Here is a 22,647-nt window from a genome sequence, read left to right on the forward strand (position 1 = left end):
AGCAGTTGAGCACCATGCCGATCGACGCGGTCACCACCGTCCCCACCCCGGTCAACGAGCCGCCGCTGGCGTACGCGCCGGGCAGCCCCGAGCGGGCCCGGCTGCTGCGCCTCGTGGACCACCTGGCGGGGCAGCACACCGCGCTGCCGATGACCGTCGGCGGTGGGCAGCGGCTCGGCGGCGGTGAGCGGATCGAGGTGGTGCAGCCGCACCACCACGCGGCGAAGCTCGGCGTGCAGGGCAACGCGACGGCGGCCGACGTGCGGGACGCGGTGGACGCGGCGCTGGCGGCGGCGCCGGAGTGGCGGGGCCTGTCGTTCGACGACCGGGCGGCGGTGTTCCTGCGCGCCGCGGACCTGCTGGCGGGGCCGTGGCGCGCCACGCTGGTCGCGGCCACCCTGCTGGGGCAGTCGAAGACCGTGCAGCAGGCCGAGCTGGACGTCTGCGAGCTGGTCGACTTCTGGCGGTTCAACGTGCACTTCGCCCGGCAGATCCTGGCGGAGCAGCCGTTCTCCGGCCCGGGGGTGTGGAACCGGGCCGACCACCGCCCGCTGGAGGGCTTCGTCTGCGCGATCACCCCCTTCAACTTCACGGCGATCGCCGGGAACCTGCCGACCGCGCCCGCGCTGATGGGCAACACGGTGGTGTGGAAGCCCGCACCGGCGCAGATGCTGTCCGCGCACTTCCTGATGCGCCTGCTGGAGGAGGCCGGCCTGCCGCCCGGCACGGTCAACCTGGTCACCGGCGACGGGCAGGCGGTGACCGAGGTGGCGCTGCGGGACCCGGCGCTGGCCGGCCTGCACTTCACCGGCTCCACCGGCACCTTCCAGCACCTGTGGCGGGAGATCGGCCGCAACATCGGCCGCTACCGCGGCTACCCGCGGATCGTCGGCGAGACCGGCGGCAAGGACTTCCTGGTCGCCCACCCGTCCGCCGACCCGGCGGTGCTGCGCACGGCGATGCTGCGCGGCGCGTTCGAGTACCAGGGCCAGAAGTGCTCCGCGCTGTCCCGGGCGTACCTGCCGCGCAGCCTGTGGCGCAGGATCAAGGACGACTTCCTGGGCGAGGTGGACGCGCTGACCGTCGGCGACGTCACCGACCTGAGCAACTTCATGGGCGCGCTGATCGACGCCCGCGCCTTCGCCCGCGTCCGGGACGCCGTGGAGCGCGCCAAGGCCGACCCGCAGGTCGAGCTGCTGGCGGGCGGGCAGTACGACGACGCGATCGGCTGGTTCGTCCGGCCGACCGTGCTGCTCGGCGGCGACCGGCGCGGCGAGATCTTCTCGACCGAGTACTTCGGGCCGGTCCTGGCGGTCCAGGTGTACGAGGACGCCCGCTGGGAGGAGGCGCTCGACCGGGTCGACGAGGCCGCCCCGTACGGCCTGACCGGCTCGGTGATCGCGCAGGACCGGCGGGCCGTCGCGAGGGCGGTGGAGCGGCTGCGGTTCACCGCCGGAAACCTGTACGTCAACGACAAGCCGACCGGCGCGGTGGTCGGGCAGCAGCCGTTCGGCGGCGGGCGGGCGTCCGGCACCAACGACAAGGCGGGCGCGGCGCAGAACCTGCTGCGCTGGACGTCCACCAGGTCGATCAAGGAGACGTTCACGCCGCCGACGGACTACGTCCACCCGCACATGGAGTGGTCGCCCGAGTGACGTACAAGCCGTCCGGGCGGCTTTGGACAAGGTGTCCAGGAAGGAACGATCTTCCTGCGGGATTGTGCCTCCGTGTCCCCTGACACCTTGGTTTCCTCACGTTAGGCTGGCCGAGTCGCCGGTTTCGGTCAGGCAGGCCAAACGACTTGTCGTACCCGGGTGGAACGCGGCTCATGCGTGCCATGAGCGGTTTTCCGTCCCGGGCGGGCGGGAGGACTGCCAGCGGGGCCCGGCGGTGCACCCACAGTCATCACCGAGTCACGCAACGGCGCGCGACAGGAGCCAAACAGCTATGCAGACCAAGCTGGACGCAGCCAAGGCCGAACTGCTCAAGAAGGCAGCAGCAGCCGCTGAGAACAGCCAGGTGGGGGGCGCGGCGCCCGGCGAGGGGCTGAGCAACGGCGCTCTGGCCGCCTACCTGCACCACTACTACCTCCACACGGCGCCCGAGGACCTGATCGGCCGCGACCCGGTGGACGTCTACGGTGCGGCGGCCTCCCACTACCGACTGGGCCTCAAGCGGCCCCAGGGCACCGCCGAGGTCCGGGTGCACACCCCGACCGTCGAGGAGAACGGCTGGTCGTGCGGCCACACCGTGGTCGAGATCGTCACCGACGACATGCCGTTCCTGGTCGACTCGGTCACCAACGAGCTGACCCGCCTGAACCGCGCCATCCACCTGGTCGTGCACCCGCAGCTGGCGGTGCGCCGCGACCTGACCGGCAAGCTGCTGGAGATCCTCGACACCGACGCCTGCAACCGCGCTCAGGCCGCCGGCGCCGAGTGGCCCGCGGACGCCGTGGTCGAGTCGTGGATGCACATCGAGATCGACCGCGAGACCGACCGCGAGGACCTGCGCACCATCGAGGTCGGCCTGCGCCGCGTGCTGGGCGACGTCCGCGAGGTCGTCGAGGACTGGTCGAAGATGCGCGACTCCGCGCTCCGACTGGCCGACGAGCTCGCCGAGCAGCCCCCGGCGCACCTGCCCGAGCAGGAGGTCGGCGAGGCCTGGGAGCTGATGCGCTGGCTGGCCGACGACCACTTCACCTTCCTCGGCTACCGCGAGTACGACCTGGTCGAGCACGAGGGCGAGGAGGTGCTCAAGGCGGTCGCCGGCACCGGCCTGGGCATCCTGCGCGCCGACCCGCTGAGCCACGACACCGACCACCACCCGGTCTCCGAGGCCTTCGGCCGACTGTCCGCCCCGGTGCGCGCCAAGGCGCACGAGAAGAAGCTGCTGGTCCTCACCAAGGCCAACAGCCGGGCCACCGTGCACCGCCCCGCGTACCTCGACTACGTCGGCGTGAAGAAGTTCAACGCGGCCGGCGAGCCGGTCGGCGAGCGCCGCTTCCTCGGCCTGTTCTCCTCCGCCGCCTACACCGAGTCGGTCACCCGGATCCCCGTGGTGCGCCGCAAAGTGCAGGAGGTCATGGACGGCGCCGGCTTCTCCGGCGACAGCCACGACGGCCGCGACCTGCTCCAGATCATGGAGACCTTCCCGCGCGACGAGATGTTCCAGACCGCCGCCGCCGAGCTGCAGTCCGTCGCCACCAGCGTGCTGTACCTCCAGGAGCGCCGCCGGCTGCGGCTGTTCCTCCGCCAGGACGAGTACGGCCGCTACTTCTCCGCGTACGTCTACCTGCCGCGCGACCGCTACACCACCCGTATTCGGCTCGCCCTGATGAGCATCCTCAAGGAGGAGCTCGACGGCGACACCATCGACTACACGGTGTACGCCACCGAGTCGGTGCTCACCCGCCTGCACTTCGTGGTCCGGGTCGCCCCCGGCACCGAGCTGCCGCAGCTGTCCGACGCCGACATCGAGCGGATCGAGAACCGGCTCGCCGAGGCCGCCCGGTTCTGGATGGACGGCTTCAACGACCAGCTGCAGACCGAGTTCGGCGAGGAGAAGGCCGCCGAGCTGGGCCACAAGTACGCCACCGCCTTCCCCGACGGCTACCGCGCCGACTTCCCGCCGCGCACCGCCGTCGCCGACCTCAAGCAGATCGAATCGCTCACCGGCGAGGGCGACTTCCGCCTCAACCTGTACCAGCCGGTCGGCGCTGGCGACGACGAGCGCCGCTTCAAGATCTACCGGGTCGGCGGCCCGATCTCGCTCACCGAGGTCCTGCCGGTCCTCCAGCGGCTGGGCGTCGAGGTGCTCGACGAGCACCCGTACGCGCTGCGCCGCACCGACGGCACCACCGCGTGGGTGGTCGACTTCGGCCTGCGGCTCCGCGAGGGCACCGACCTCAACGACGAGGACCGCGAGCGCTTCCAGGACACCTTCTCGGCGACCTGGCGCGGCGAGGCCGAGAACGACGGCTTCAACGAGCTGGTCCTCACCGCCAAGCTGACCTGGCGTCAGGCCGTGGTGCTGCGCGCCTACGCCAAGTACCTCCGCCAGGCGGGCTCCACGTTCTCCCAGGACTACATGGAGGACGCGCTCCGCAACAACACCCACACCACCCGGCTGCTGGTCAACCTGTTCGAGGCCCGGCTCTCGCCGAGCCACCGCTCCGGCGGCGACGAGCTGACCGACGCCATCCTGGAAGAGCTGGCCGGCGCCCTCGACGAGGTCGTGTCGCTGGACGAGGACCGCATCCTGCGCTCCTTCCTGCACCTGATCAAGGCCACCCTGCGGACCAACTTCTTCCAGCACGACGCCAACGGCGACTGGCACTCGTACGTGTCGATGAAGTTCGACCCGAAGGCCATCCCGGACCTGCCCGCGCCGCGCCCCGCCTTCGAGATCTGGGTGTACTCGCCCCGGGTCGAGGGCGTCCACCTGCGCTTCGGCAAGGTCGCCCGCGGCGGTCTGCGCTGGTCCGACCGGCGCGAGGACTTCCGCACCGAGATCCTCGGCCTGGTCAAGGCCCAGATGGTGAAGAACACCGTCATCGTGCCGGTCGGCGCCAAGGGCGGCTTCGTCGCCAAGCAGCTGCCGGACCCGTCGGTCGACCGCGACGCGTGGCTGGCCGAGGGCATCGCCTCGTACAAGACCTTCATCTCGGCGCTGCTCGACATCACCGACAACCTGGTCGCCGGCGAGGTCGTGCACCCCGTCGACGTGGTCCGCCACGACGAGGACGACACCTACCTGGTGGTCGCCGCCGACAAGGGCACCGCGACGTTCTCCGACATCGCCAACGGCGTCGCCGAGCAGTACGGCTTCTGGCTGGGCGACGCGTTCGCCTCCGGCGGCTCGGCCGGCTACGACCACAAGGGCATGGGCATCACCGCCCGCGGCGCCTGGGAGTCCGTCAAGCGGAACTTCCGCGAGCTCGGCGTCGACACCCAGTCCGAGGACTTCACCGTCATCGGCATCGGCGACATGTCCGGCGACGTGTTCGGCAACGGCATGCTGCTGTCCGAGCACATCCGCCTGGTCGCCGCGTTCGACCACCGGCACATCTTCCTCGACCCGAACCCGGACGCGGCCGCCTCCCACGCCGAGCGCCGCCGCCTGTTCGACCTGCCGCGCAGCTCCTGGGACGACTACGACAAGTCGCTGATCTCGGCCGGCGGCGGCGTCTTCCCGCGCTCCGCCAAGTCGATCGCGCTGTCCCCCCAGGTCCGCGAGCGGCTCGGCATCGACGCTGCGAAGCTCACCCCCGCCGAGCTGATGAAGGCCATCCTGCAGGCCCCCGTGGACCTGTTCTGGAACGGCGGCATCGGCACCTACGTCAAGGCCTCCACCGAGACCAACGCGGAGGTCGGCGACAAGGCCAACGACGCGATCCGGGTCAACGGCGGCGACGTCCGCGCCCGCGTCATCGGCGAGGGCGGCAACCTCGGCTGCACCCAGCTCGGCCGCATCGAGTTCGCCTCCACCGGCGGCCCGCAGGGCACCGGCGGCTGGATCAACACCGACGCCATCGACAACTCGGCCGGCGTCGACACCTCGGACCACGAGGTGAACATCAAGATCCTGCTCAACCAGGTCGTCGCCGACGGCGACATGACGGTCAAGCAGCGCAACACCCTGCTCGCCGAGATGACCGACGAGGTCGGCCACCTCGTGCTGCGCAACAACTACGCGCAGAACGTGGTGCTCGCCAACGCCGTCGCGCAGGCCGCCAGCATGGTCAACGTGCACTCCCGCATGATCAACCGGCTGGAGTCCGCCGGGCAGCTCGACCGGGCGCTGGAGTACCTGCCCACCGAGAAGCAGATCCGGGAGCGCCAGCAGGCCGGCCGCGGGCTGTCCCAGCCCGAGCTGTCCGTGCTGCTCGCCTACACCAAGATCACCCTCGCGGACGAGCTGCTCGCCACCGACCTGCCCGACGACCCGTACTTCCGGGACGTCCTGCACGCCTACTTCCCGAGCGCGCTGCGGGCCCGGTTCGCCGAGCAGATCGACAACCACCCGCTGCGCCGCGAGATCATCACCACCCTGATCGTCAACGACACGATCAACCGCGGCGGCTGCACCTTCGCGTTCCGGCTCCGCGAGGAGACCGGCGCGACGATGGAGGAGATCGCCCGCACCCACGCCGCCGCCCGCGCGGTGTTCGGCCTGGAGCAGATCTGGGACAGCGTCGAGGCCCTGGACAACCGGGTCGCGGCCCGGATCCAGACCAAGATGCGGCTGCACGCCCGCCGCCTGGTCGAGCGCGCCACCCGCTGGATGCTCGGCCACCGCCGCCAGCCGCTCGACATCGCCGGCACCATCGCGTTCTTCCACGACCGGGTCAACCAGGTCTGGGACTCGCTGCCCAAGCCGCTCCGCGGCGAGGACCTCGCCTGGTACGAGTCGGTCCACCAGGAGCTGTCCGCGGCCGGCGTCCCCGACGAGCTGGCCACCCGGATCGCCGGACTGTCCTCCGCGTTCCCGACCCTCGACATCGTCGGCGTCGCGGACCGCTCGGACGCCGACGTGATGGAGGTCGCCGAGCTGTACTACGACCTCGGCGACCGCCTGCAGATCAGCCACCTGCTCGACCGGATCATCGAACTGCCGCGCACCGACCGGTGGTCCTCGATGGCCCGCGCCGCGATCCGCGAGGACCTGTTCGCCGCGCACGCCGCCCTCACCGCCGACGTGCTCACCGCAGGCCCCGCCGGCGCCAGCCCCGAGGAGCGCTACGGCGCCTGGGCGGACCTCAACGCCAACCTGCTCAGCCGGGCCCGCACCACGCTCGACGACATAAGGGGTTCGGACAACTACGAGCTGTCCAGCCTCTCGGTCGCCATGCGGGTCATCCGCACGCTGCTGCGCACCGACCGCTGACACCGCCCCGAAGGGGCCCCGGGCAACCCGCCCGGGGCCCCTTCGGGCGCTCCGGGCACAATGGCGGGCATGACGGAGCCTGCGCTCGACCGACTCGCCGCACTGCTCGGAGCACCCGACCGGCCGACGCCGCCCGGGAGTTGGGACGCCGCCGAGGCGTTCCTCGGGGTCCGCCTGCCGAGCGGCTACCGGACCTTCGTGGACCGCTGGGGCCCCGGCACCCTGGACGAGTTCCTCACCGTCTTCGGACCCGACGACGGCACGCCGGAGGAGGCCCGCGCACTGTGGGGCCCCTGGTACGGCTGGCGGCCCGGCCAGGAGCGGAACCCCGACTTCGACCCGTTCCCGTACCACCCCGAGCCCGGCGGCCTGATCGGCTGGGGCGCCGACAGGTACGGCGGCGCCTGGTTCTTCCTCGCCCAGGGCCCCGACCCGGACCGCTGGCCGATCGCCGTGTTCAGCGACACCGGCCAGTGGTACGCCACCCGCGGCACCTTCCCCGAATTCCTGGTGCGCTGCCTGGAACGCCGGGACTACCCGCTCTTCCTCGACATCACCTGGCCGCACCCGCAGCCCCGCTACCGCCCGTTCCGGGCAGACTGAGCACCGCCTCCAGCCCGCCGCCCGGACGGCCCGCCAACCGCAGCTCGCCGCCGTGCGCCTGCGCCACCGCCGCGACGATCGCCAGCCCCAGGCCGTGCCCGCGCCGCGCCCGGTCGCGCTGCGCGGTGCGGCCGCCGCCGCGCAGGAACGGCTCGGTGAGCGTGCCGACCAGCGAATCCTCCAGCACCGCACCGGAGTTGCGCACCGTCAGCCGCACCCGGCCCGGGCGCTGCGGGTCCGGTCCGGTGGCGAGCTCGACCCGGCCGCCGGACGGCAGGTTGTGACGGACGGCGTTCTGCAGCAGGTTCACCGCGGCCTGCCGCAGCAGCACCTCGTTGCCCACGGTCGGCGCGGACGCCAGGTCCCGGGTGACCACCACGCCCCGCTCGTCGGCCTCGGCGGACACCGCCGCCAGCGCCTCGCGGACCGCCCGCGACAGCTCCAGCGGCGCCGACTCCGGTGTCCGGTGCGACAGTTCGGCGAGTTGCAGGAGCGCCTCGGTGACCTCGATGCCGCGCTGGTTGGTGTCCAGCAGCCGGCCCACCAGCCGCGGCCAGTCCTGCCCCGCCGGGTCCGCCGCCGCGACCTGGAGCATCGTCCGGTTGATCGCCAGCGGCGTGCGCAACTCGTGCGAGGCGTTCGCCGCGAAACGCTGCTGCGCGTCGAACGAACGCTCCAGCCGGGCCAGCATCTCGTCGAACGCGTCCGCCAGATCGGTGAACTCGTCACGCGGCCCCGCCAACGCGATCCGGTGCCCCAGATCCCCGCCGGACGCCCGCCGGGCCGCCGCCGTCACCTCCTGCAACGGCCGCAGCACCCGGCCCGCCACCAGCCAGCCGCCCGCCATCCCCACCGCCGTCAGCAGCGCCAGCGCGTACCCCGACGCGGCGAGCAGCGACTCCAGGATCTCCTGCCGCGACGGCGCGTCCGACCGGTAGCGCGGATTCGCCGACGTCAGCGGATAGTTGGGGACGTACTTCATCCCGACGTACACCACCGCCAGGCAGAGCACCCCGGTGGTCACGGTGAACAGCGTGTAGCTCAGCGTCAGCCGCATCCGGGCCGTCAGCCGGCGCGGGCGGCTCACGCCGCGTCCAGGCGGTAGCCGACACCCGGCACGGTGTGGATCACCCACGGCTCACCGAGACGCTTGCGCAGGCCCGAGATGGTGATCCGCACCGCGTTGGTGAACGGATCCGCGTGCTCGTCCCAGGCGCGCTCCAACAACTCCTCCGCGCTCACCACGCCGCCGCGCGCCGCCATCAGCACCTCCAGCACCGCGAACTGCTTGCGCGGCAACGCCACGTAGCGCCCGTCCCGGAACACCTCGCGCCGGAACGGATCGACCCGCAGCCCCGCGAACTCCAGCACCGGCGGCGCGGACTGCTCCGGGCGGCGCGCCAACGACCGCAGCCGCACCACGAGTTCGGCCAGGTCGAACGGCTTCGTCAGGTAGTCGTCCGCGCCCAGCTCGAACCCCGCCACCTTCTGGTCCAGCCGCGCCGCCGCCGTCAGCATCAGCACCCGGCAGCCCAGCCCCGCCGCGACGATCCGCCGGCACACCTCGTCCCCCGAGACGCCCGGCAGGTCCCGGTCCAGCACCACCACGTCGTACCGGTGCACCCCCAGCCGCTCCCACGCGGCCTCGCCGTCCCCCGCGACGTCGCACGCGATCGCCGCCAACCGCAACCCCGCCTGCACCGCCTCGGCGAGGTACACCTCGTCCTCCACCACCAGCACCCGCACGCGCAGCTCCGCTCCTCGACACCCGGACCTCCATTGGACCCGATCGGGCGTCTCGAAAACGTATGGGCCGGCAACGGCGGACCCGCCGCGGGGTCGGCGGGGGTGTCGAAAACGTATGGGGAAACGCAGACGCCCCCGCAACACGGGTGCGCCTGGAATGGGGCGCAGCAGGGAACGGACCGGGAGGCGGAGATGGCGAAGGTCGTGCGGCGCGGGGTGGTCGGGGTGGCGGCGGTGGCGGTGCTCGGGGCGGTGACGGCGTTCGCGGTCGGGGGGTCGGGCGGCGGGGTGCGGGCGGAGGACGGGGAGTTGGCGGCGGGGGCGTCGGTGAGCCCGCTGGACGGGGACTCGCCGGCCGTGCGGAACCTCGATCCGGCGCTGCTGGCCGCCCTGCGGTCCGCGGCCGCCGACGCGCGGGCGCAGGGCATCGAACTGCGCGTCACCTCCGGCTGGCGCAGCCGCGGCTACCAGCAGCGGCTGCTGGACGCGGCGGTCGCCCGGTACGGCAGCCTGGAGGCGGCCCGGCGGTACGTGAACACGCCGGAGAAGTCCGCCCACGTGTCGGGGAAGGCGGTCGACGTCGGCCCGACCGATGCCGACGACTGGCTGAACCGGCGGGGTGCGCGGTACGGGCTGTGCCAGGTGTACGCCAACGAGATGTGGCACTTCGAGCTGCTGACGACGCCGGGCGGCCACTGCCCGCCGCAGCTTCCGGACGCCGCCGGCTGAGCGGCGGCGCCCGGGCGGCGGGGTGTCAGCTCTCGGTGGCGCGGCGCAGCGCGGAGGCGAGCAGGGCGAGGTCGGTGGGGCCGTTGCCGAGTTCGCGGACCGGGCGGGCGGACGGGGCGGCGCCGTGGTCCTCCAGGCGCTGGGCGACGACCGTGGGGCGCAGTGTCGCGGTGCGCGGGATGCGGCCGCTGACCCGGGCGCCCTGGAAGGCGGTGACCGCGCCGTCGGGGCGGCGGAGGTAGCCGCGGCCGGGGGTGGTGCCGGGCAGGGCGGCGGCGTCGGGCAGGTCGATCAGCAGGTCGGAGTCGCCGGCCCGGTCGGTGCGCAGGGCGATCCGCAGCTGCGCGGCCTCGTCGAGTTCGGTGCCGGTGGTGGCCTCGGGGTCGCCGGTGGTGGCGATCACGTGCACGCCGAGGCGGCCGCCGCGGGTGGCGGCGGCGGCCAGGGCGCGGGCCAGCGGGCGTCCGCCGGGGGAGGCGGGGCCGAGCAGGGTGTCGTAGTCGTCGACGACGACGACCAGGCGGGCGGGTGCGGCGCCGGCGGCCGGGGCGTCGGGGGCGCGGCGGGGTTCGACCACCCGGACCCGGTCGGCGGTGTCGGCGGGGCCGCCGATCAGCGCGGGCGCCTTGTCGAAGATCCGCCGGGTGTGCCATTCGGTGAAGCCGAGGCCGTCGAACAGGGCTTCGCGGTGGGCGAGTTCGTCGAGCAGGCGCTCGGCGGCGAGCAGTGCGCCGCGCGGGTCGTCGGCGGCGTTGACGTGGTCGGTGACGTGCGGGAGGTCGGTGCAGCCGGCCAGGCCGCCGTCCTCGGCGCGGTCCCCGTCGATCATCAGCAGCGACAGTCGTTCGGGGCTCTCGGAGACCGCCAGCGAGGCGGCCAGGCTGCGCAGCAGTTCGGACTTGCCGGAGCCGGGGCCGCCGCCGATCAGCAGGTGGTCGCCGTCCTCGGCGAGGTCGACGGCGCAGGTCTCCTCGCCGGCCGCGCCGCGGGCGGTGCCGAGCAGCGCGGCGGCGCCGCCCGCGCCGGCGGGCAGGGCGCTCCAGCTCTCGGAGAGGCGGGCGGGGGAGAGCGATTCGGAGCGCAGCAGGTCGAGCAGGCGCAGTGCCTCGGGGAGCGGTCCGCGGGCGGTTTCGGCGTCGTCCGCGGCCTCGCACAGCGGGGCGAGGGTGCGGGCGAGGCGTTCGGCCCAGGCGGGGGAGACCGCGTCGAGGGCGATGTCGGTGAGGCGTTCGCGGGTGCCGCCGACCGGCCGGTCGAGGGTGAGCCGGGTGGCGACCTCGCCGGTGATCAGGCCGAACGCGCCGAGTCCGGTGGGGAGTTCGTCGGCGTTCTCGGCGAGGCACAGGGCGAACACGCCGGCTGCGGGGCCCTGCCGGAGCAGCAGGGCGAGGGCGCGCCGGCCGGCCTCGGTGCCCGGGTCGCCGTCGACCAGGACGACGGTGGCGGGCGCGGAGACGGTGGCGGAGGCGAGTTCGGTGAGCCGGGCCTCGGCCTGCGCGGGGCCGAGGCCGTACAGCAGCCGGCAGGCCTGGCCGTGGGCGGGCCGCAGGTGGGGCAGCCACTGGGCCCAGGCCCAGTCCTCGGCGTGGTGCTCGGGGGCGACGACGACCAGGGCGAGGCCGCTGGGCGGGTGCAGGGCGGCGAGTTGGGCGAGCGCGGCGCGGGCCAGGCCGGTGAGGCGGTGGCGCGGGCCGGCCAGGCCGAGGCTGCCGGCGGTCTGCAGGTCGACGGTGGCGGGGACGGCGGGCAGCAGGGTGCCGGGGACGGTGCCGGGGCCGCCGGGGAGGTCCGCGGTGCCGAGGCGCAGGGTGAGCGCGTCGGGGTGGTCGGGGCCGCGTTCCCACAGCCGGGGGCCGGTGCCGAGGGCGGCGAGCAGCAGGGTGGCCGGGTCGGGCCAGCGTTCGCGCTGGTTGGCGGCCTGCCGCAGGCGGGCGGTGGCGTGCTGGCGGTCGGTGTCGACGGCGGGCGGCTCGGGGCGGGTGCGGCGCAGCCAGCGGCCGCGGCCGCCGCCGGTGGCGGCGGGGGGTTCGGCGGCGGGTGCGGGGCCGGCCGGGCGGCCGGGGGCGGTGCGGGCGGTGGGGCGGGGGGCGAGCCGGAGCCGGCCCTCGCCGTCGGGGGTGGTGGTGCGGGGCGCTATGTCGGCGGGGTGGGCGAGTTGGAGGGTGGACTCGCCGATCCGCAGCAGCGCGCCGGGGGCGAGTTCGGCGCTCTCCTCGTGCAGGTAGCGCTCGTCCAGCAGGGTGCCGTTGGTGGAGCCGAGGTCCTGGACGGTGGCGTGGCCGTCGGCGGTCAGGTGCAGGGCGAGGTGCAGCCGGGAGACGTCGGGGTCGTCGAGGGGCACGTCGGCCTCGGTGGAGCGGCCGACCCGGATGCGTTCGCCGTGCAGGCGGTGCACGCCGCCGGCGTCGGGGCCGCCGACGACGCGGAGTTCGGCGGCGGGGTGGCCGGCGGTGTCCTCGGTGTCCGGGTCGGGTTCGCCGAGGGCGAGGACGGCGCCGTCGATCAGCGGGGGCCGGCCGAGCGGGGTCTGCTCGTCCAGCCGCTCTTCACCGGCGTACAGGTGGACGTGGGTGGCGGAGCGCGGGCCGCGGACGCCGACCGCGCCGGCCAGGGCGGTGGCGACGGCGCCGAGGGTGGTGCCGGCCGGGGCTGTGACCAGGACGTCGGCAGAGCTCCCGGGGCTGCTCGGGCCGCTGCGCGGTCGAAGGACGGTGAGCCGGATCTGCATCACGCCCGGGGTCCCTTCTGCACACGTGTGGTGCCTGCCATCCTGCCACTCGGGACGGACAGTCCGCGCACGGTACCGGATTTGACGATCTTGCGATCATCGCCATGGTGAATCCGACGCCGAGTCAGGTCAAGGACGCCCCGACACCCCAGGTGGCCGACAGTGCGCGCCCGGCCCGGGCAACACCTCGGAAACCCGCGCGGGCACCGTTAGAGTTGCCGAAAACCGGGAGCCCTCCGCGCGCGGGCGGCTCCCCAAGGCCCCGGCGCCGTTCACGGGAACGGGGGAGTGCCGGAACGCGGCCCCGGCAGCGGGCGCCGGGTGACCGAACGGAGTGCACAGGTGCGGCCTGTCGGCAGCAAGTACTTGCTCGAGGAGAGCCTCGGACGCGGAGCGACCGGCACGGTCTGGCGCGGCCGGGTGCGCGAGGACGCCGCCGTGCCGGGCCTGCAGCCCGGCCAGGCGGTCGCGGTGAAGGTCCTGCGCGAGGAGCTCGCCGCCGACCCGGACGTGGTGATGCGCTTCCTGCGCGAGCGCTCCGTCCTGCTGCGCCTCACCCACCCGAACATCGTGCGCACCCGCGACCTGGTCGTCGAGGGCGAGCTGCTCGCCCTGGTGATGGACCTGATCGACGGCCCCGACCTGTACCGCTACCTGCGCGAGTCCGGCCCGCTGTCGCCGATCGCCGGCTCGCTGCTGATGGCGCAGATCGCCGACGCGCTGGCCGCCAGCCACGCCGACGGCATCGTGCACCGCGACCTGAAGCCCGCCAACGTCCTGCTGGCCACCCTGGCCGTGGACGGCGGCGAGCGGATGCACCCGATGCTCACCGACTTCGGCATCGCCCGGCTCGCCGACTCCCCGGGCATCACCCGCACCCACGAGTTCGTCGGCACCCCCGCGTACGTCGCCCCGGAGTCCGCCGACGGCCGCCCGCAGACCGCCGCGGTGGACGTCTACGGCGCCGGCATCATGCTGTACGAACTGGTCACCGGCCGCCCGCCGTTCCAGGGCGACAACCCGATGGCGATCCTGCAGGCCCACCTCGCGCAGGAGCCGCAGCGCCCCCGCACCATGCCCGAACCGCTCTGGACGGTCGTCGAGCGCTGCCTGCGCAAGGACCCCGCCGAGCGGCCCACCGCCGTCTCGCTGGCCGAGGCGCTGCGGGTGGTCGCGGCCGGCGTCGGCGTGCACTCCTCCCCGGCCGCCGTGGACGCCGCCCTGTCGGTCGGCTCGCTGCTGGTGCCCGACCCGGCGCTCGCCCCCGTTGCGCCCGCCGGCCACGACGCCACCCTCGGCGGCGCCGGCTACGACCCCGCCGCCGCCACCCAGGTCATGACGCACCGTCAGGCCGTCCCGGGTGCCGAGGACCGCACCCAGCTGATGAGCGCGCAGCCGCCCGTGCCGCCGGTACCGCCCGTGCCGCCGGCGCCGCCCGCCGACCGCACCCGGGTGATGCCCTCGATGCCCGCCGCGGAGCCCGCCGCGCAGCCGGCCGGCCCGCACCCCTGGCAGACCCAGATGCAGGCCGCCCGGGACCGCAACGAGCAGACCCGGATCGGCTGGTTCGAGCCGGAGGACCTGGCCGACCCGCAGGTCGCGCCCCGCCCCTACCAGGCCGGCCAGTACCCGCCGCCCGGACACCGCCCGCCGGTCGCCCCGCCGCCGTACCAGGCCCAGCAGCCGCCCGGCGGCGGCCGGTACGCCCAGCCGCAGGGCCCGTACCAGCCGCAGCCCGGCCGGCACCCGCAGCAGGGCGGCGGCCGGCAGGGCCAGTACCCGCAGGACCGCGGCCGCCCGCCGGTCGCGCCGCCGCCGTACCAGGCGCAGCAGGCCGGCCCGCCGCCCGGCCACGACGGCCGGCCGCAGGGCTACGGGGCGCCGCAGCGCCGGGCCGAGCCGGCCCCGCCGCGCCGCCAGGAGCCGCCGTACCGGGAGCCGGAGCCGGCCCGCGAGCGGGAGCGCGAGCCGCGCCGGCGCGGCAGCCGCAACCGGATGTGGATCCCGGGCCTGGGCTGCGCGAAGGGCTGCCTGCTGGTGCTGGTGGTGCTGGCGCTGGGCTGCCTGGCGCTGTGGAACTTCACGCCGCTGCCGCACTACTGGGACAACGTGGTGGGCTGGTTCGACTCGGCGCGCGACTGGGTCACCGGCCTCACCGGCAACTCGAATTGACGCTTTGTCGACAATCCAGCGAAATTCCACCGGATCGGAACGCCTCCGGGGGCCCTCCGCGGCCCCCGGAGGCCCCTCGGCCGCGTAGGTTGTTCGTCGAGCACCGACCTCACGAGCCCACGGAGCAGCATTGGCACGCAAGATCGGCAGCCGGTACACGGTCCACCAGGTGATCGGCCGCGGCTCGGCCGGCACGGTGTGGCTCGGCGAGGGCCCGGACGGGCCGGTGGCGGTGAAGCTGCTGCGCGAGGACCTGGCCGCCGACCAGGTCCTGGTCGGCCGTTTCATCCAGGAGCGCACCGCGCTGACCTGCCTCGACCACCCGCACGTGGTCGGGGTGCACGACATGGTGGTCGACGGCAGCGACCTCGCCCTGGTGATGGACCTGGTCCAGGGCACCGACCTGCGCACCCGCCTGGAGCGCGACGGCGTGCTCGCCCCGCTGGTCGCCGCCTCGGTGATCGCCGACGTCGCCGACGGCCTGGCCGCCGCGCACGCCGCCGGCATCGTGCACCGCGACGTCAAGCCGGAGAACGTGCTGCTCGACCTCGCCGCCCCGGCCGGCCCCGGCGGCGCCCCGCGCGCCAAGCTCACCGACTTCGGCATCGCCCGCCTGGTCGACGCCCCCCGCCGCACCCGGGCCACCCGCATCATCGGCACCCCCGACTACCTCGCCCCCGAGATCATCGAGGGCCTGGAACCGCGCGCCGCCGTCGACATCTACGCCCTCGCCACCGTGCTGTACGAACTGCTCACCGGCGCCACCCCGTTCGGCGGCGGCCACACCGGCGCGGTGCTGCGCCGGCACGTCACCGAGAACGTCCCCCCGGTCGACGGCATGCCGGACGGCCTGTGGCGGATCATCTCCGAATGCCTGGCCAAGGCCCCCGCCTCCCGGCTGCGGGCCGCCGAACTCGCGTCCCGGCTGCGCGAGCTGCTGCCCGAGCTGGCCGGCGTCGGCCCGCTCGCGGTGCCCGCGCAGCGCACCGCCACCGAGGAGGCGCCCACCCCCGGCGAGGCCGTCTACGCCGAGGCCGACGCGGGCCGCGGCACCCACCGCCGCCGCCGCGGCCCCGCCGTCCCGCTGGTGCCCGGCCCCACCCCCGACTCCACCCGCGACACCCACACCAGCCTGCGCCGCCCCTCCGCCCAGGAGCTGGCCTCCTACGCGGAGGAGTCCCGCGCCCAGCGCACCCAGCCCGCCGCCGGCGCCCACCGCCGCACCCGGGCCCAGCTGATCCGGCGCCGCCGCACCCTGGCGGTGCTGATCGCCGTGATCCTGCTGCTCGCCGGTGCCGCCGCCGCCTGGACGGCGTTCGCCGCGGAAGCCCCCGCGGCCACCGCGACCGGCGTGCACACCGCCTGGCACCCCCGGTTGTAGCCGAGCCCCCCCGCCGAACCATTACCCTTGTGGCGTGGCAGCCGTCGATCCTTCCGAAGAGCTCAAGAACCTCGACTCGACCATGGCGTCGATCGAGGCCGTCCTCGACCTGGACAAGATCCGGGCCGACATCGCGACCCTGGAGGAGGAGGCAGCCGCCCCCACCCTGTGGGACGACGTCGCGAACGCGCAGAAGGTCACCAGCCGGCTCTCCTTCCTCCAGGGCGAGCTGCGCAAGGTGGAGACCCTGCGCGGCCGGGTCGAAGACCTGGGCGTCCTGTTCGAACTCGCCGAGGCCGAGGACGACGCGGACACCCGCGTCGAGGCCGAGGCCGAGCTCGAGTCCGTCAAGAAGGCCGTCGAGGAGCTGGAGGTGCGCACCCTGCTCTCCGGCGAGTACGACGCCCGCGAGGCCCTCGTCAACATCCGCGCCGAAGCGGGCGGCGTGGACGCCGCCGACTTCGCCGAGCAGCTGATGCGCATGTACCTGCGCTGGGCCGAGCGGCACGGCTACCCGACCGAGGTCTATGACACCTCGTACGCCGAAGAGGCCGGCATCAAGTCCGCGACCTTCACCGTCAAGGCCCCCTACGCCTACGGCACCCTCTCCGTCGAGCAGGGCACCCACCGCCTGGTCCGCATCTCCCCGTTCGACAACCAGGGCCGCCGGCAGACCTCCTTCGCCGGCGTCGAGGTCCTCCCCGTCGTCGAGCAGTCCGACCACGTCGACATCGACGAGAACGACCTGCGCATCGACGTCTACCGCGCCTCCGGCCCCGGCGGCCAGGGCGTCAACACCACCGACTCCGCGGTCCGCATCACCCACCTCCCCACCGGCGTGGTGGTCTCCTGCCAGAACGAGCGCTCGCAGATCCAGAACAAGGCCTCGGCGATGAACGTCCTCCAGGCCAAGCTGCTGGAGCGGCGCCGCCAGGAGGAGCGCGCGGCGATGGACGCGCTCAAGGACAGCGGCAGCTCCTGGGGCAACCAGATGCGCTCCTACGTCCTGCACCCGTACCAGATGGTCAAGGACCTGCGCACCGAGCACGAGGTCGGCAACCCGCAGTCGGTCCTGGACGGCGACATCGACGGCTTCATCGAGGCCGGCATCCGGTGGCGCAAGCAGCGCGAGAGCTGACGCTGCGAGGGAGGAGGCCGGCTTCGACGAACCACGGGCGCAGCATCGAGGCCGGCATCCGGTGGCGCAAGCAGCGCGAGAGCTGAGCCGCGGGCCCGGCAATGAGGAAGGGCCCCACCGCCGAGCGGTGGGGCCCTTCGTCGTTCGGTCTCGGGGTCAGCGCGCCAGCAGGGCGAGCGCGAGGACGGCGGCGCACAGGACGGCCAGCAGGACCGCCGGGCTGAGCGCGGCGAACGGCCCGTGCTGCTCCTGCTGGAGCCGGGCGCGGTTGGCGCGGCACACCGGGCAGCGGCCGTCGACGACGCGACCGTTGCAGTTGGCGCACACCAGTTGGTCGCAGGTCATGCGATCTCCTCCTTGCTGCAGAGCCAACGTGCCGGAGGCGGCTTCGGTTCCGACTCCCTACCACTCTGCCAGGTTCCGGACACCCGGGCCCCCGGAGGGGAAGGGTTACCGATCTGTGACGTACCTCGCAATTTCCGTTCCGAACCGGAACCGCACCTGACGAAACACCGGTCGGTAGGCGTTCGGTCACTGCGGGTGTCCATGGGCATCGCGTAAGGTCACTGGCTCCGATCCACCTAGGATGGCCCCCGTGATGCAGCCGTGATCAGATTCGACAACGTCTCCAAGACCTATCCCAAGCAGAACCGTCCGGCCCTGGACAACGTCTCGCTGGAGATCGAGAAGGGCGAGTTCGTCTTCCTGGTCGGCTCGTCCGGTTCGGGCAAGTCGACGTTCCTGCGCCTGTGCCTGCGCGAGGAGCGCCCGTCCACCGGCGCGGTGCACGTGCTCGGCAAGGACCTGGGCAAGCTGTCCAACTGGAAGGTGCCGCACATGCGCCGCCAGCTGGGCACCGTCTTCCAGGACTTCCGCCTGCTGCCGAACAAGACCGTCGGGCAGAACGTCGCGTTCGCCCTGGAGGTCATCGGCAAGCCGAAGAGCGCCATCAACAAGGTGGTGCCCGAGGTGCTCGACCTGGTCGGCCTCGGCGGCAAGGAGGACCGGATGCCCGGCGAGCTGTCGGGCGGTGAGCAGCAGCGCGTGGCGATCGCCCGGGCGTTCGTGAACCGGCCGATGCTGCTGATCGCCGACGAGCCCACCGGAAACCTCGACCCGCAGAACTCGGTCGGGATCATGAAGCTGCTGGACCGGATCAACCGGACCGGCACCACCGTGCTGATGGCCACCCACGACCAGGCGATCGTCGACCAGATGCGCAAGCGCGTCATCGAGCTCGACAAGGGCCTGCTGGTCCGCGACCAGGCCCGCGGCGTCTACGGATACCAGAGCTAGAAGAGAGAAGCATGCGCGCCCAGTTCGTTCTGTCGGAGATCGGCGTCGGTCTCCGCCGCAACCTGACCATGACGATCGCCGTCGTGGTCAGTGTCGCGCTCTCGCTCGCCCTCGCCGGTGCCTCGCTGCTCGTCCGCGACCAGGTCAACTCCATGAAGGACTACTGGTACGACAAGGTCGAGGTCAGCATCTACTTCTGCGCGAAGGCGGACCACAACTCGCCCCAGTGCGCGAGCGGAGCGGCCACCAACGACCAGATCCAGCAGGTGAAGTCCGAGCTGGACAAGCTGACCCCGCTGGTGCAGAGCTCCACCTTCGAGACCCCGACCGAGGCGTACCAGCACTTCAAGGAGTCCAACCCGGACAACCCGCTGCTCGCGGCGGTCGGTCCGGAGGCGATGCCGGCGTCCTGGCGGGTCAAGCTGAGCGACCCGACCAAGTACGACGTGATCCAGAGCCAGTTCGCGGGCAAGCCGGGCGTCAAGTCGGTCGAGGACCAGCGGAAGATCCTGGAGAACCTGTTCGGCCTGCTGCGCGGCCTGCAGACCGCCGCCTTCGTGATCATGACGCTGATGCTCTGCGTGGCACTGCTGCTGATCGTCAACACCGTCCGGGTGTCCGCGTTCAGCCGCCGCCGCGAGACCGGCATCATGCGGCTGGTCGGCGCGTCCAACTTCTACGTGCAGATGCCGTTCATCGCGGAGGCCGCGTTCGCCGCGCTGCTCGGCGCGGGCCTGGCCTCGCTGCTGCTGCTGGGCGGACACTTCTTCGTCCAGGGCTGGCTGGCGAAGAAGGTGGCGTTCATCCACTTCATCGGCCTGTCCTCGGTGTTGGCGGTCATTCCGCTGATGGTCGTGGTCGGCATGCTGATGGCCGGCATCGCGGCGTTCTTCACCCTCCGGAAGTACCTGAAGGTCTGACGGTCCGTCGCCGCCGAGGCCCTAGACTCGGCGGCATGCCGACTGCGCCGCGAGTACGCCAGGGGATGACGCTCGGGCTGGTGTTCGGCGCCGTGCTGTTCGCCGGCGCCGCATCCGGGGCCTGGGGCGAGCCGATCGGTTCGCCCCGGGCCCCGTCGTCGTCCGACGGGGCCCGCCGCGCCGACCTGACCGGGGCCGACCTGAGCCCGCAGGAGGCCCGGCAGCTGGTCGGCGCCAGCGGCGACCGGTGGGCGGCCTACCTCAGCCCGCAGCAGTACCGGGACTTCACCGGCGGCCGCTACCCGGGCGTCGGACTGACCGTGGGCCGCAGCGCCGACGGCCCCACCGAGGTGGCCGAGGTGCTGCCCGGCTCGCCCGCCGCCCGGGCCGGCATCACCGCCGGGGACCGGCTGGTCACCGTCGACGGCGTCCCCGCCGAGGAACTGCCGGTCACCGAGGTGGTGTCCCGGCTGCGCGGCGGGCCGGCCGGCAGCGCCGTCGCCCTCGGCGTGCAGGGCGAGGACGGGCCGGTGCGCGAACTCAGCCTGACCCGGGCCGAACTGGCCGCCCGTGAGGTCGAGACCGACCGCCCCCGCCCGGGGGTCGCGCGGATCGCCGTGCACGCCTTCACCGAGGGCGTCGCCGACCAGGTGCGCGCCGCCGCGGCCGGTGCCCGCGGCGTCGTGCTGGACCTGCGCGGGAACTCCGGCGGCCTGGTCGAGGAGGCCGTCGGCGTCGCCTCGGTGTTCCTCGACGGCGGCCCGGTCGCCAGCTACCAGGTGCACGGCGAGCAGCGCGAACTGACCGCCGCGGCCGGCGGCGACACCGCCGTGCCGCTGGTGGTGCTGGTCGACGGCGGCACCATGAGCGCCGCCGAACTCCTGGCCGGCGCCCTGCAGGACCGCTCGCGGGCGGTCCTGGTCGGCGGGCGCACCTTCGGCAAGGGCACCGTCCAGCAGCCCAGCCGGCTGGCCGACGGCTCGGTGCTCGAACTCACCGTCGGCCGCTACCGCACGCCCGCCGGCGGCTCCCCGGACGGCACCGGCGTCCAGCCCGACGTCCCCGCCCCCGCGGGCGACGACGCCGGCGCCGAGGCCCTGGCCCTGAAGGTGCTGGACGGGCTGAGCCCCGTCGACCCGGGGCCCGCCGCGCCGTAAAGGGGCTGCCGACGCCGCCCCCGAGGTGCGAGAATGACGGAGCTATGGCAAAGGAAACGGGCAAGAAGCTGGTCGCGCAGAACAAGAAGGCGCGGCACGAGTACACCATCCTCGACACCTACGAGTGCGGCATGGTGCTCACCGGAACCGAGGTCAAGTCGCTCCGCGAGGGCCGGGCCAACCTGGTCGACGGCTACGCGTACATCCAGGGCGGCGAGGCCTGGATCGACAACGTCTTCATCCCCGAGTACACCCAGGGCACCTGGACCAACCACTCGGCCCGCCGCAAGCGCAAGCTGCTGCTGCACAAGATGGAGATCCGCAAGCTCGAGTCCAAGGCCAAGGAGACCGGCCACACGCTGGTCCCGCTGTCGCTGTACTTCAAGGACGGCCGCGCCAAGCTCGAAATCGCCCTCGCCGTCGGCAAGAAGCTCTACGACAAGCGGCAGACCCTGCGCGAGCGCCAGGACCGCCGCGAGGCCGACCGGGCCGTGGCCGCGGCCCGCCGCCGGCAGGGCTGAGCCGGCGGCGTGAGCCCGCGTCAGGTCAAGGGCGTGCCACCCCGGTTGCGTGCGGTGACCGGACGTTTCCGTACGATCTCCGGGTGGACTCCTCACTGCTGAGCGGCTGGCTCCCCTGGACCTTGCGCATTCTGGCCCTCGCGGCGGTGGGTGCCGCGGTGGTCCGGGTCGGCCCGTTCTGGTTGCGCCGCCGACTGCCGTGGGTCGCCGGCGGGGCGCTCCTGGCCACCGGCCTGATCGCCGTCCTGGTGGCGCTGTTCGGCGACGTCCAGGACGAACTGCCGGTCGGGCTGTGGTTCTGGGTGTTCTGCGCCCTGCTGGCGCTCGGCACGTTCGCGTTCGGGCTGCAGCACGCCCGCTGGTGGAACATGGCCGCCGTGCCGGTGGCCGCCGCGCTGGCCCTGCTCTGCGGCGCCAACTCGCTGAACGCCGCCACCGGCTACTACCCGAGCGTGGACGTCGCGCTGGCCGACCTGGCGGGCGCGCCGGTGCCGCAGCAGATGAGCCTCGACCAGGCGCTCGTCACGGTCGGCAAGGCCACCGAGGGCCGGGTCGTCGCGGTCGACATCCCGGCCGTGCCGAGCGGCTTCCAGCACCGCCAGGAACTGGTCTACCTGCCGCCGGCCTGGTTCAGGACCAAGGTCCGCCCGCAGCTGCCGGTGGTGGAGATGATCGGCGGCCAGTTCATGGCGCCCAGCAACTGGGTGCGGGTCGGCAACGCGGTGCAGACCGCCGACGCCTACGCCGCCGCGCACGACGGCTACGCCCCGGTGCTGGTCTTCGTGGACGCCACCGGCGGCTTCAACGCCGACACCGAGTGCGTCAACGGCCCGGCCGGCAAGGCCCAGGACCACCTGGTCAAGGACATCCCGCCGTACATCGTGAAGACCTTCGGCACCGCCTCCGGGCCGCACGCCTGGGCGGCGGCCGGCTGGTCGATGGGCGGCACCTGCGCCCTCGACCTGGGCGTCGTCCACCCCGACGTGTTCGGCCACTTCGTCGACATGGCCGGCGACCTCGGGCCGAACACCGGCAGCAAGCAGAACACCATCTCCCAGCTGTACGGCGGCGACGCCGCGGCCTGGGCCGCCAACGACCCGCTGACGGTGCTGCGCGGCAAGCACGGCGACTACAGCGCCTCCTCCGGCCTCTTCATGGTCGGCGACACCGAGGCCGGCCACATCGCCAACGCCAAGGAACTCGACCGGGCCACCAACGCGGCCGGCCTGAAGACCCGGGTCGAGATCCACCCCGGCAAGCACGACTGGCAGTTCGGCGCCTTCGCCTTCAAGCAGTCGCTGCCCTGGCTGGCCCGGGAGCTCGGCCTGCCGGGCGCCACCGGCTGACCGCGGGCCGGTCCCGGCCCCG

The 22,647-nt window shown here is 73.5% G+C and carries 16 protein-coding genes; 12 read left to right on the forward strand and 4 right to left on the reverse strand.

The features are described 5' to 3' along the window. The first annotated feature begins 20 nt into the window (after positions 1 to 20). The 3 genes from pruA to ACFV1L_RS02655 all read left to right on the forward strand — a co-directional run bounded on the left by pruA (position 21) and on the right by ACFV1L_RS02655 (position 7,491). On the forward strand, positions 21 to 1,655 hold the full coding sequence (pruA, locus tag ACFV1L_RS02645) for an L-glutamate gamma-semialdehyde dehydrogenase (RefSeq protein ID WP_380362502.1): 1,635 nt from the start codon (positions 21 to 23) through the stop codon (positions 1,653 to 1,655). 292 nt (positions 1,656 to 1,947) lie between these two features. Further along, positions 1,948 to 6,888 (forward strand): NAD-glutamate dehydrogenase, encoded by a 4,941-nt coding sequence (locus tag ACFV1L_RS02650; protein ID WP_380362229.1) that lies wholly within the window; start codon positions 1,948 to 1,950, stop codon positions 6,886 to 6,888. A 69-nt stretch (positions 6,889 to 6,957) separates the two neighbouring features. After that, positions 6,958 to 7,491 (forward strand): hypothetical protein, encoded by a 534-nt coding sequence (locus tag ACFV1L_RS02655; RefSeq protein ID WP_380362230.1) that lies wholly within the window; start codon positions 6,958 to 6,960, stop codon positions 7,489 to 7,491. Here the strand turns inward: ACFV1L_RS02655 and ACFV1L_RS02660 are convergent. Together ACFV1L_RS02660 and ACFV1L_RS02665 are read right to left on the reverse strand one after the other, a co-directional pair. Continuing rightward, a complete protein-coding gene (locus ACFV1L_RS02660) occupies positions 7,442 to 8,578 on the reverse strand; it encodes a sensor histidine kinase (RefSeq protein WP_380362231.1) in 1,137 nt (378 codons plus the stop codon). The genes ACFV1L_RS02655 and ACFV1L_RS02660 overlap by 50 nt on opposite strands. After that, a complete protein-coding gene (locus tag ACFV1L_RS02665; RefSeq protein WP_380362233.1) occupies positions 8,575 to 9,237 on the reverse strand; it encodes a response regulator transcription factor in 663 nt (220 codons plus the stop codon). Before ACFV1L_RS02665 ends, ACFV1L_RS02660 begins: the two co-directional genes overlap by 4 nt. A gap of 192 nt (positions 9,238 to 9,429) precedes the next feature. Here ACFV1L_RS02665 and ACFV1L_RS02670 point away from each other — a divergent pair, with 192 nt between their 5' ends. Beyond that, the gene (locus tag ACFV1L_RS02670) at positions 9,430 to 9,966 is read left to right on the forward strand and encodes a M15 family metallopeptidase (RefSeq protein ID WP_380362235.1); all 537 of its coding nucleotides are present in this window, start codon (positions 9,430 to 9,432) and stop codon (positions 9,964 to 9,966) included. Between the two features lie 25 nt (positions 9,967 to 9,991). On the opposite strand, the gene ACFV1L_RS02675 is transcribed toward ACFV1L_RS02670, so the two are convergent. Continuing rightward, positions 9,992 to 12,694 carry an FtsK/SpoIIIE domain-containing protein gene (locus ACFV1L_RS02675; RefSeq protein WP_380362504.1) on the reverse strand — a complete coding sequence of 901 codons (2,703 nt, stop codon included), beginning with the start codon at positions 12,692 to 12,694 and terminating at the stop codon, positions 9,992 to 9,994. Positions 12,695 to 13,036: 342 nt separating this feature from the next. Here ACFV1L_RS02675 and ACFV1L_RS02680 point away from each other — a divergent pair, with 342 nt between their 5' ends. From ACFV1L_RS02680 to prfB, 3 genes are all read left to right on the forward strand, one after another. Next, a complete protein-coding gene (locus ACFV1L_RS02680; protein WP_380362237.1) occupies positions 13,037 to 14,866 on the forward strand; it encodes a serine/threonine-protein kinase in 1,830 nt (609 codons plus the stop codon). 130 nt (positions 14,867 to 14,996) lie between these two features. Continuing rightward, a complete protein-coding gene (locus tag ACFV1L_RS02685; protein ID WP_380362238.1) occupies positions 14,997 to 16,247 on the forward strand; it encodes a serine/threonine-protein kinase in 1,251 nt (416 codons plus the stop codon). Between the two features lie 34 nt (positions 16,248 to 16,281). Further along, positions 16,282 to 17,385 (forward strand): peptide chain release factor 2, encoded by a 1,104-nt coding sequence (gene prfB / locus ACFV1L_RS02690; RefSeq protein WP_380362240.1) that lies wholly within the window; start codon positions 16,282 to 16,284, stop codon positions 17,383 to 17,385. A gap of 156 nt (positions 17,386 to 17,541) precedes the next feature. On the opposite strand, the gene ACFV1L_RS02695 is transcribed toward prfB, so the two are convergent. Then, a complete protein-coding gene (locus tag ACFV1L_RS02695; RefSeq protein ID WP_380362242.1) occupies positions 17,542 to 17,730 on the reverse strand; it encodes a hypothetical protein in 189 nt (62 codons plus the stop codon). A gap of 261 nt (positions 17,731 to 17,991) precedes the next feature. On the opposite strand from ACFV1L_RS02695, the gene ftsE reads away from it, so the two are divergent. The 5 genes from ftsE (at position 17,992) to ACFV1L_RS02720 (ending at position 22,625) form a co-directional block, all read left to right on the forward strand. Further along, positions 17,992 to 18,681, forward strand: a complete 690-nt coding sequence (gene ftsE / locus ACFV1L_RS02700) for a cell division ATP-binding protein FtsE (RefSeq protein ID WP_035863161.1) — start codon at positions 17,992 to 17,994, stop codon at positions 18,679 to 18,681. An 11-nt stretch (positions 18,682 to 18,692) separates the two neighbouring features. Beyond that, on the forward strand, positions 18,693 to 19,601 hold the full coding sequence (gene ftsX, locus ACFV1L_RS02705) for a permease-like cell division protein FtsX (RefSeq protein WP_380362243.1): 909 nt from the start codon (positions 18,693 to 18,695) through the stop codon (positions 19,599 to 19,601). Between the two features lie 35 nt (positions 19,602 to 19,636). Next, complete coding sequence (locus ACFV1L_RS02710) at positions 19,637 to 20,758, forward strand: S41 family peptidase (protein ID WP_380362245.1); 1,122 nt, start codon at positions 19,637 to 19,639, stop codon at positions 20,756 to 20,758. A gap of 44 nt (positions 20,759 to 20,802) precedes the next feature. Further along, the gene (gene smpB / locus ACFV1L_RS02715; RefSeq protein WP_380362246.1) at positions 20,803 to 21,279 is read left to right on the forward strand and encodes an SsrA-binding protein SmpB; all 477 of its coding nucleotides are present in this window, start codon (positions 20,803 to 20,805) and stop codon (positions 21,277 to 21,279) included. An 83-nt stretch (positions 21,280 to 21,362) separates the two neighbouring features. After that, complete coding sequence (locus tag ACFV1L_RS02720) at positions 21,363 to 22,625, forward strand: alpha/beta hydrolase (RefSeq protein WP_380362247.1); 1,263 nt, start codon at positions 21,363 to 21,365, stop codon at positions 22,623 to 22,625. The last annotated feature ends 22 nt before the right edge of the window (positions 22,626 to 22,647 follow it).

The sequence above is a fragment of the Kitasatospora sp. NPDC059646 genome (genome assembly GCF_042734615.1).
GTDB lineage: Bacteria > Actinomycetota > Actinomycetes > Streptomycetales > Streptomycetaceae > Kitasatospora.

What these genes read in the sequence shown, in the direction of transcription:
- ACFV1L_RS02650 (WP_380362229.1), top strand. Translation starts at nt 1,948, where the DNA reads ATGCAGACCAAGCTGGACGCAGCCAAGGCCGAACTGCTCAAGAAGGCA.
- ACFV1L_RS02655 (WP_380362230.1), top strand. Translation starts at nt 6,958, where the DNA reads ATGACGGAGCCTGCGCTCGACCGACTCGCCGCACTGCTCGGAGCACCC.
- ACFV1L_RS02670 (WP_380362235.1), top strand. Translation starts at nt 9,430, where the DNA reads ATGGCGAAGGTCGTGCGGCGCGGGGTGGTCGGGGTGGCGGCGGTGGCG.
- ACFV1L_RS02675 (WP_380362504.1), bottom strand. Translation starts at nt 12,694, where the DNA reads ATGCAGATCCGGCTCACCGTCCTTCGACCGCGCAGCGGCCCGAGCAGC.
- ACFV1L_RS02695 (WP_380362242.1), bottom strand. Translation starts at nt 17,730, where the DNA reads ATGACCTGCGACCAACTGGTGTGCGCCAACTGCAACGGTCGCGTCGTC.
- ftsX (WP_380362243.1), top strand. Translation starts at nt 18,693, where the DNA reads ATGCGCGCCCAGTTCGTTCTGTCGGAGATCGGCGTCGGTCTCCGCCGC.
- ACFV1L_RS02710 (WP_380362245.1), top strand. Translation starts at nt 19,637, where the DNA reads ATGCCGACTGCGCCGCGAGTACGCCAGGGGATGACGCTCGGGCTGGTG.
- smpB (WP_380362246.1), top strand. Translation starts at nt 20,803, where the DNA reads ATGGCAAAGGAAACGGGCAAGAAGCTGGTCGCGCAGAACAAGAAGGCG.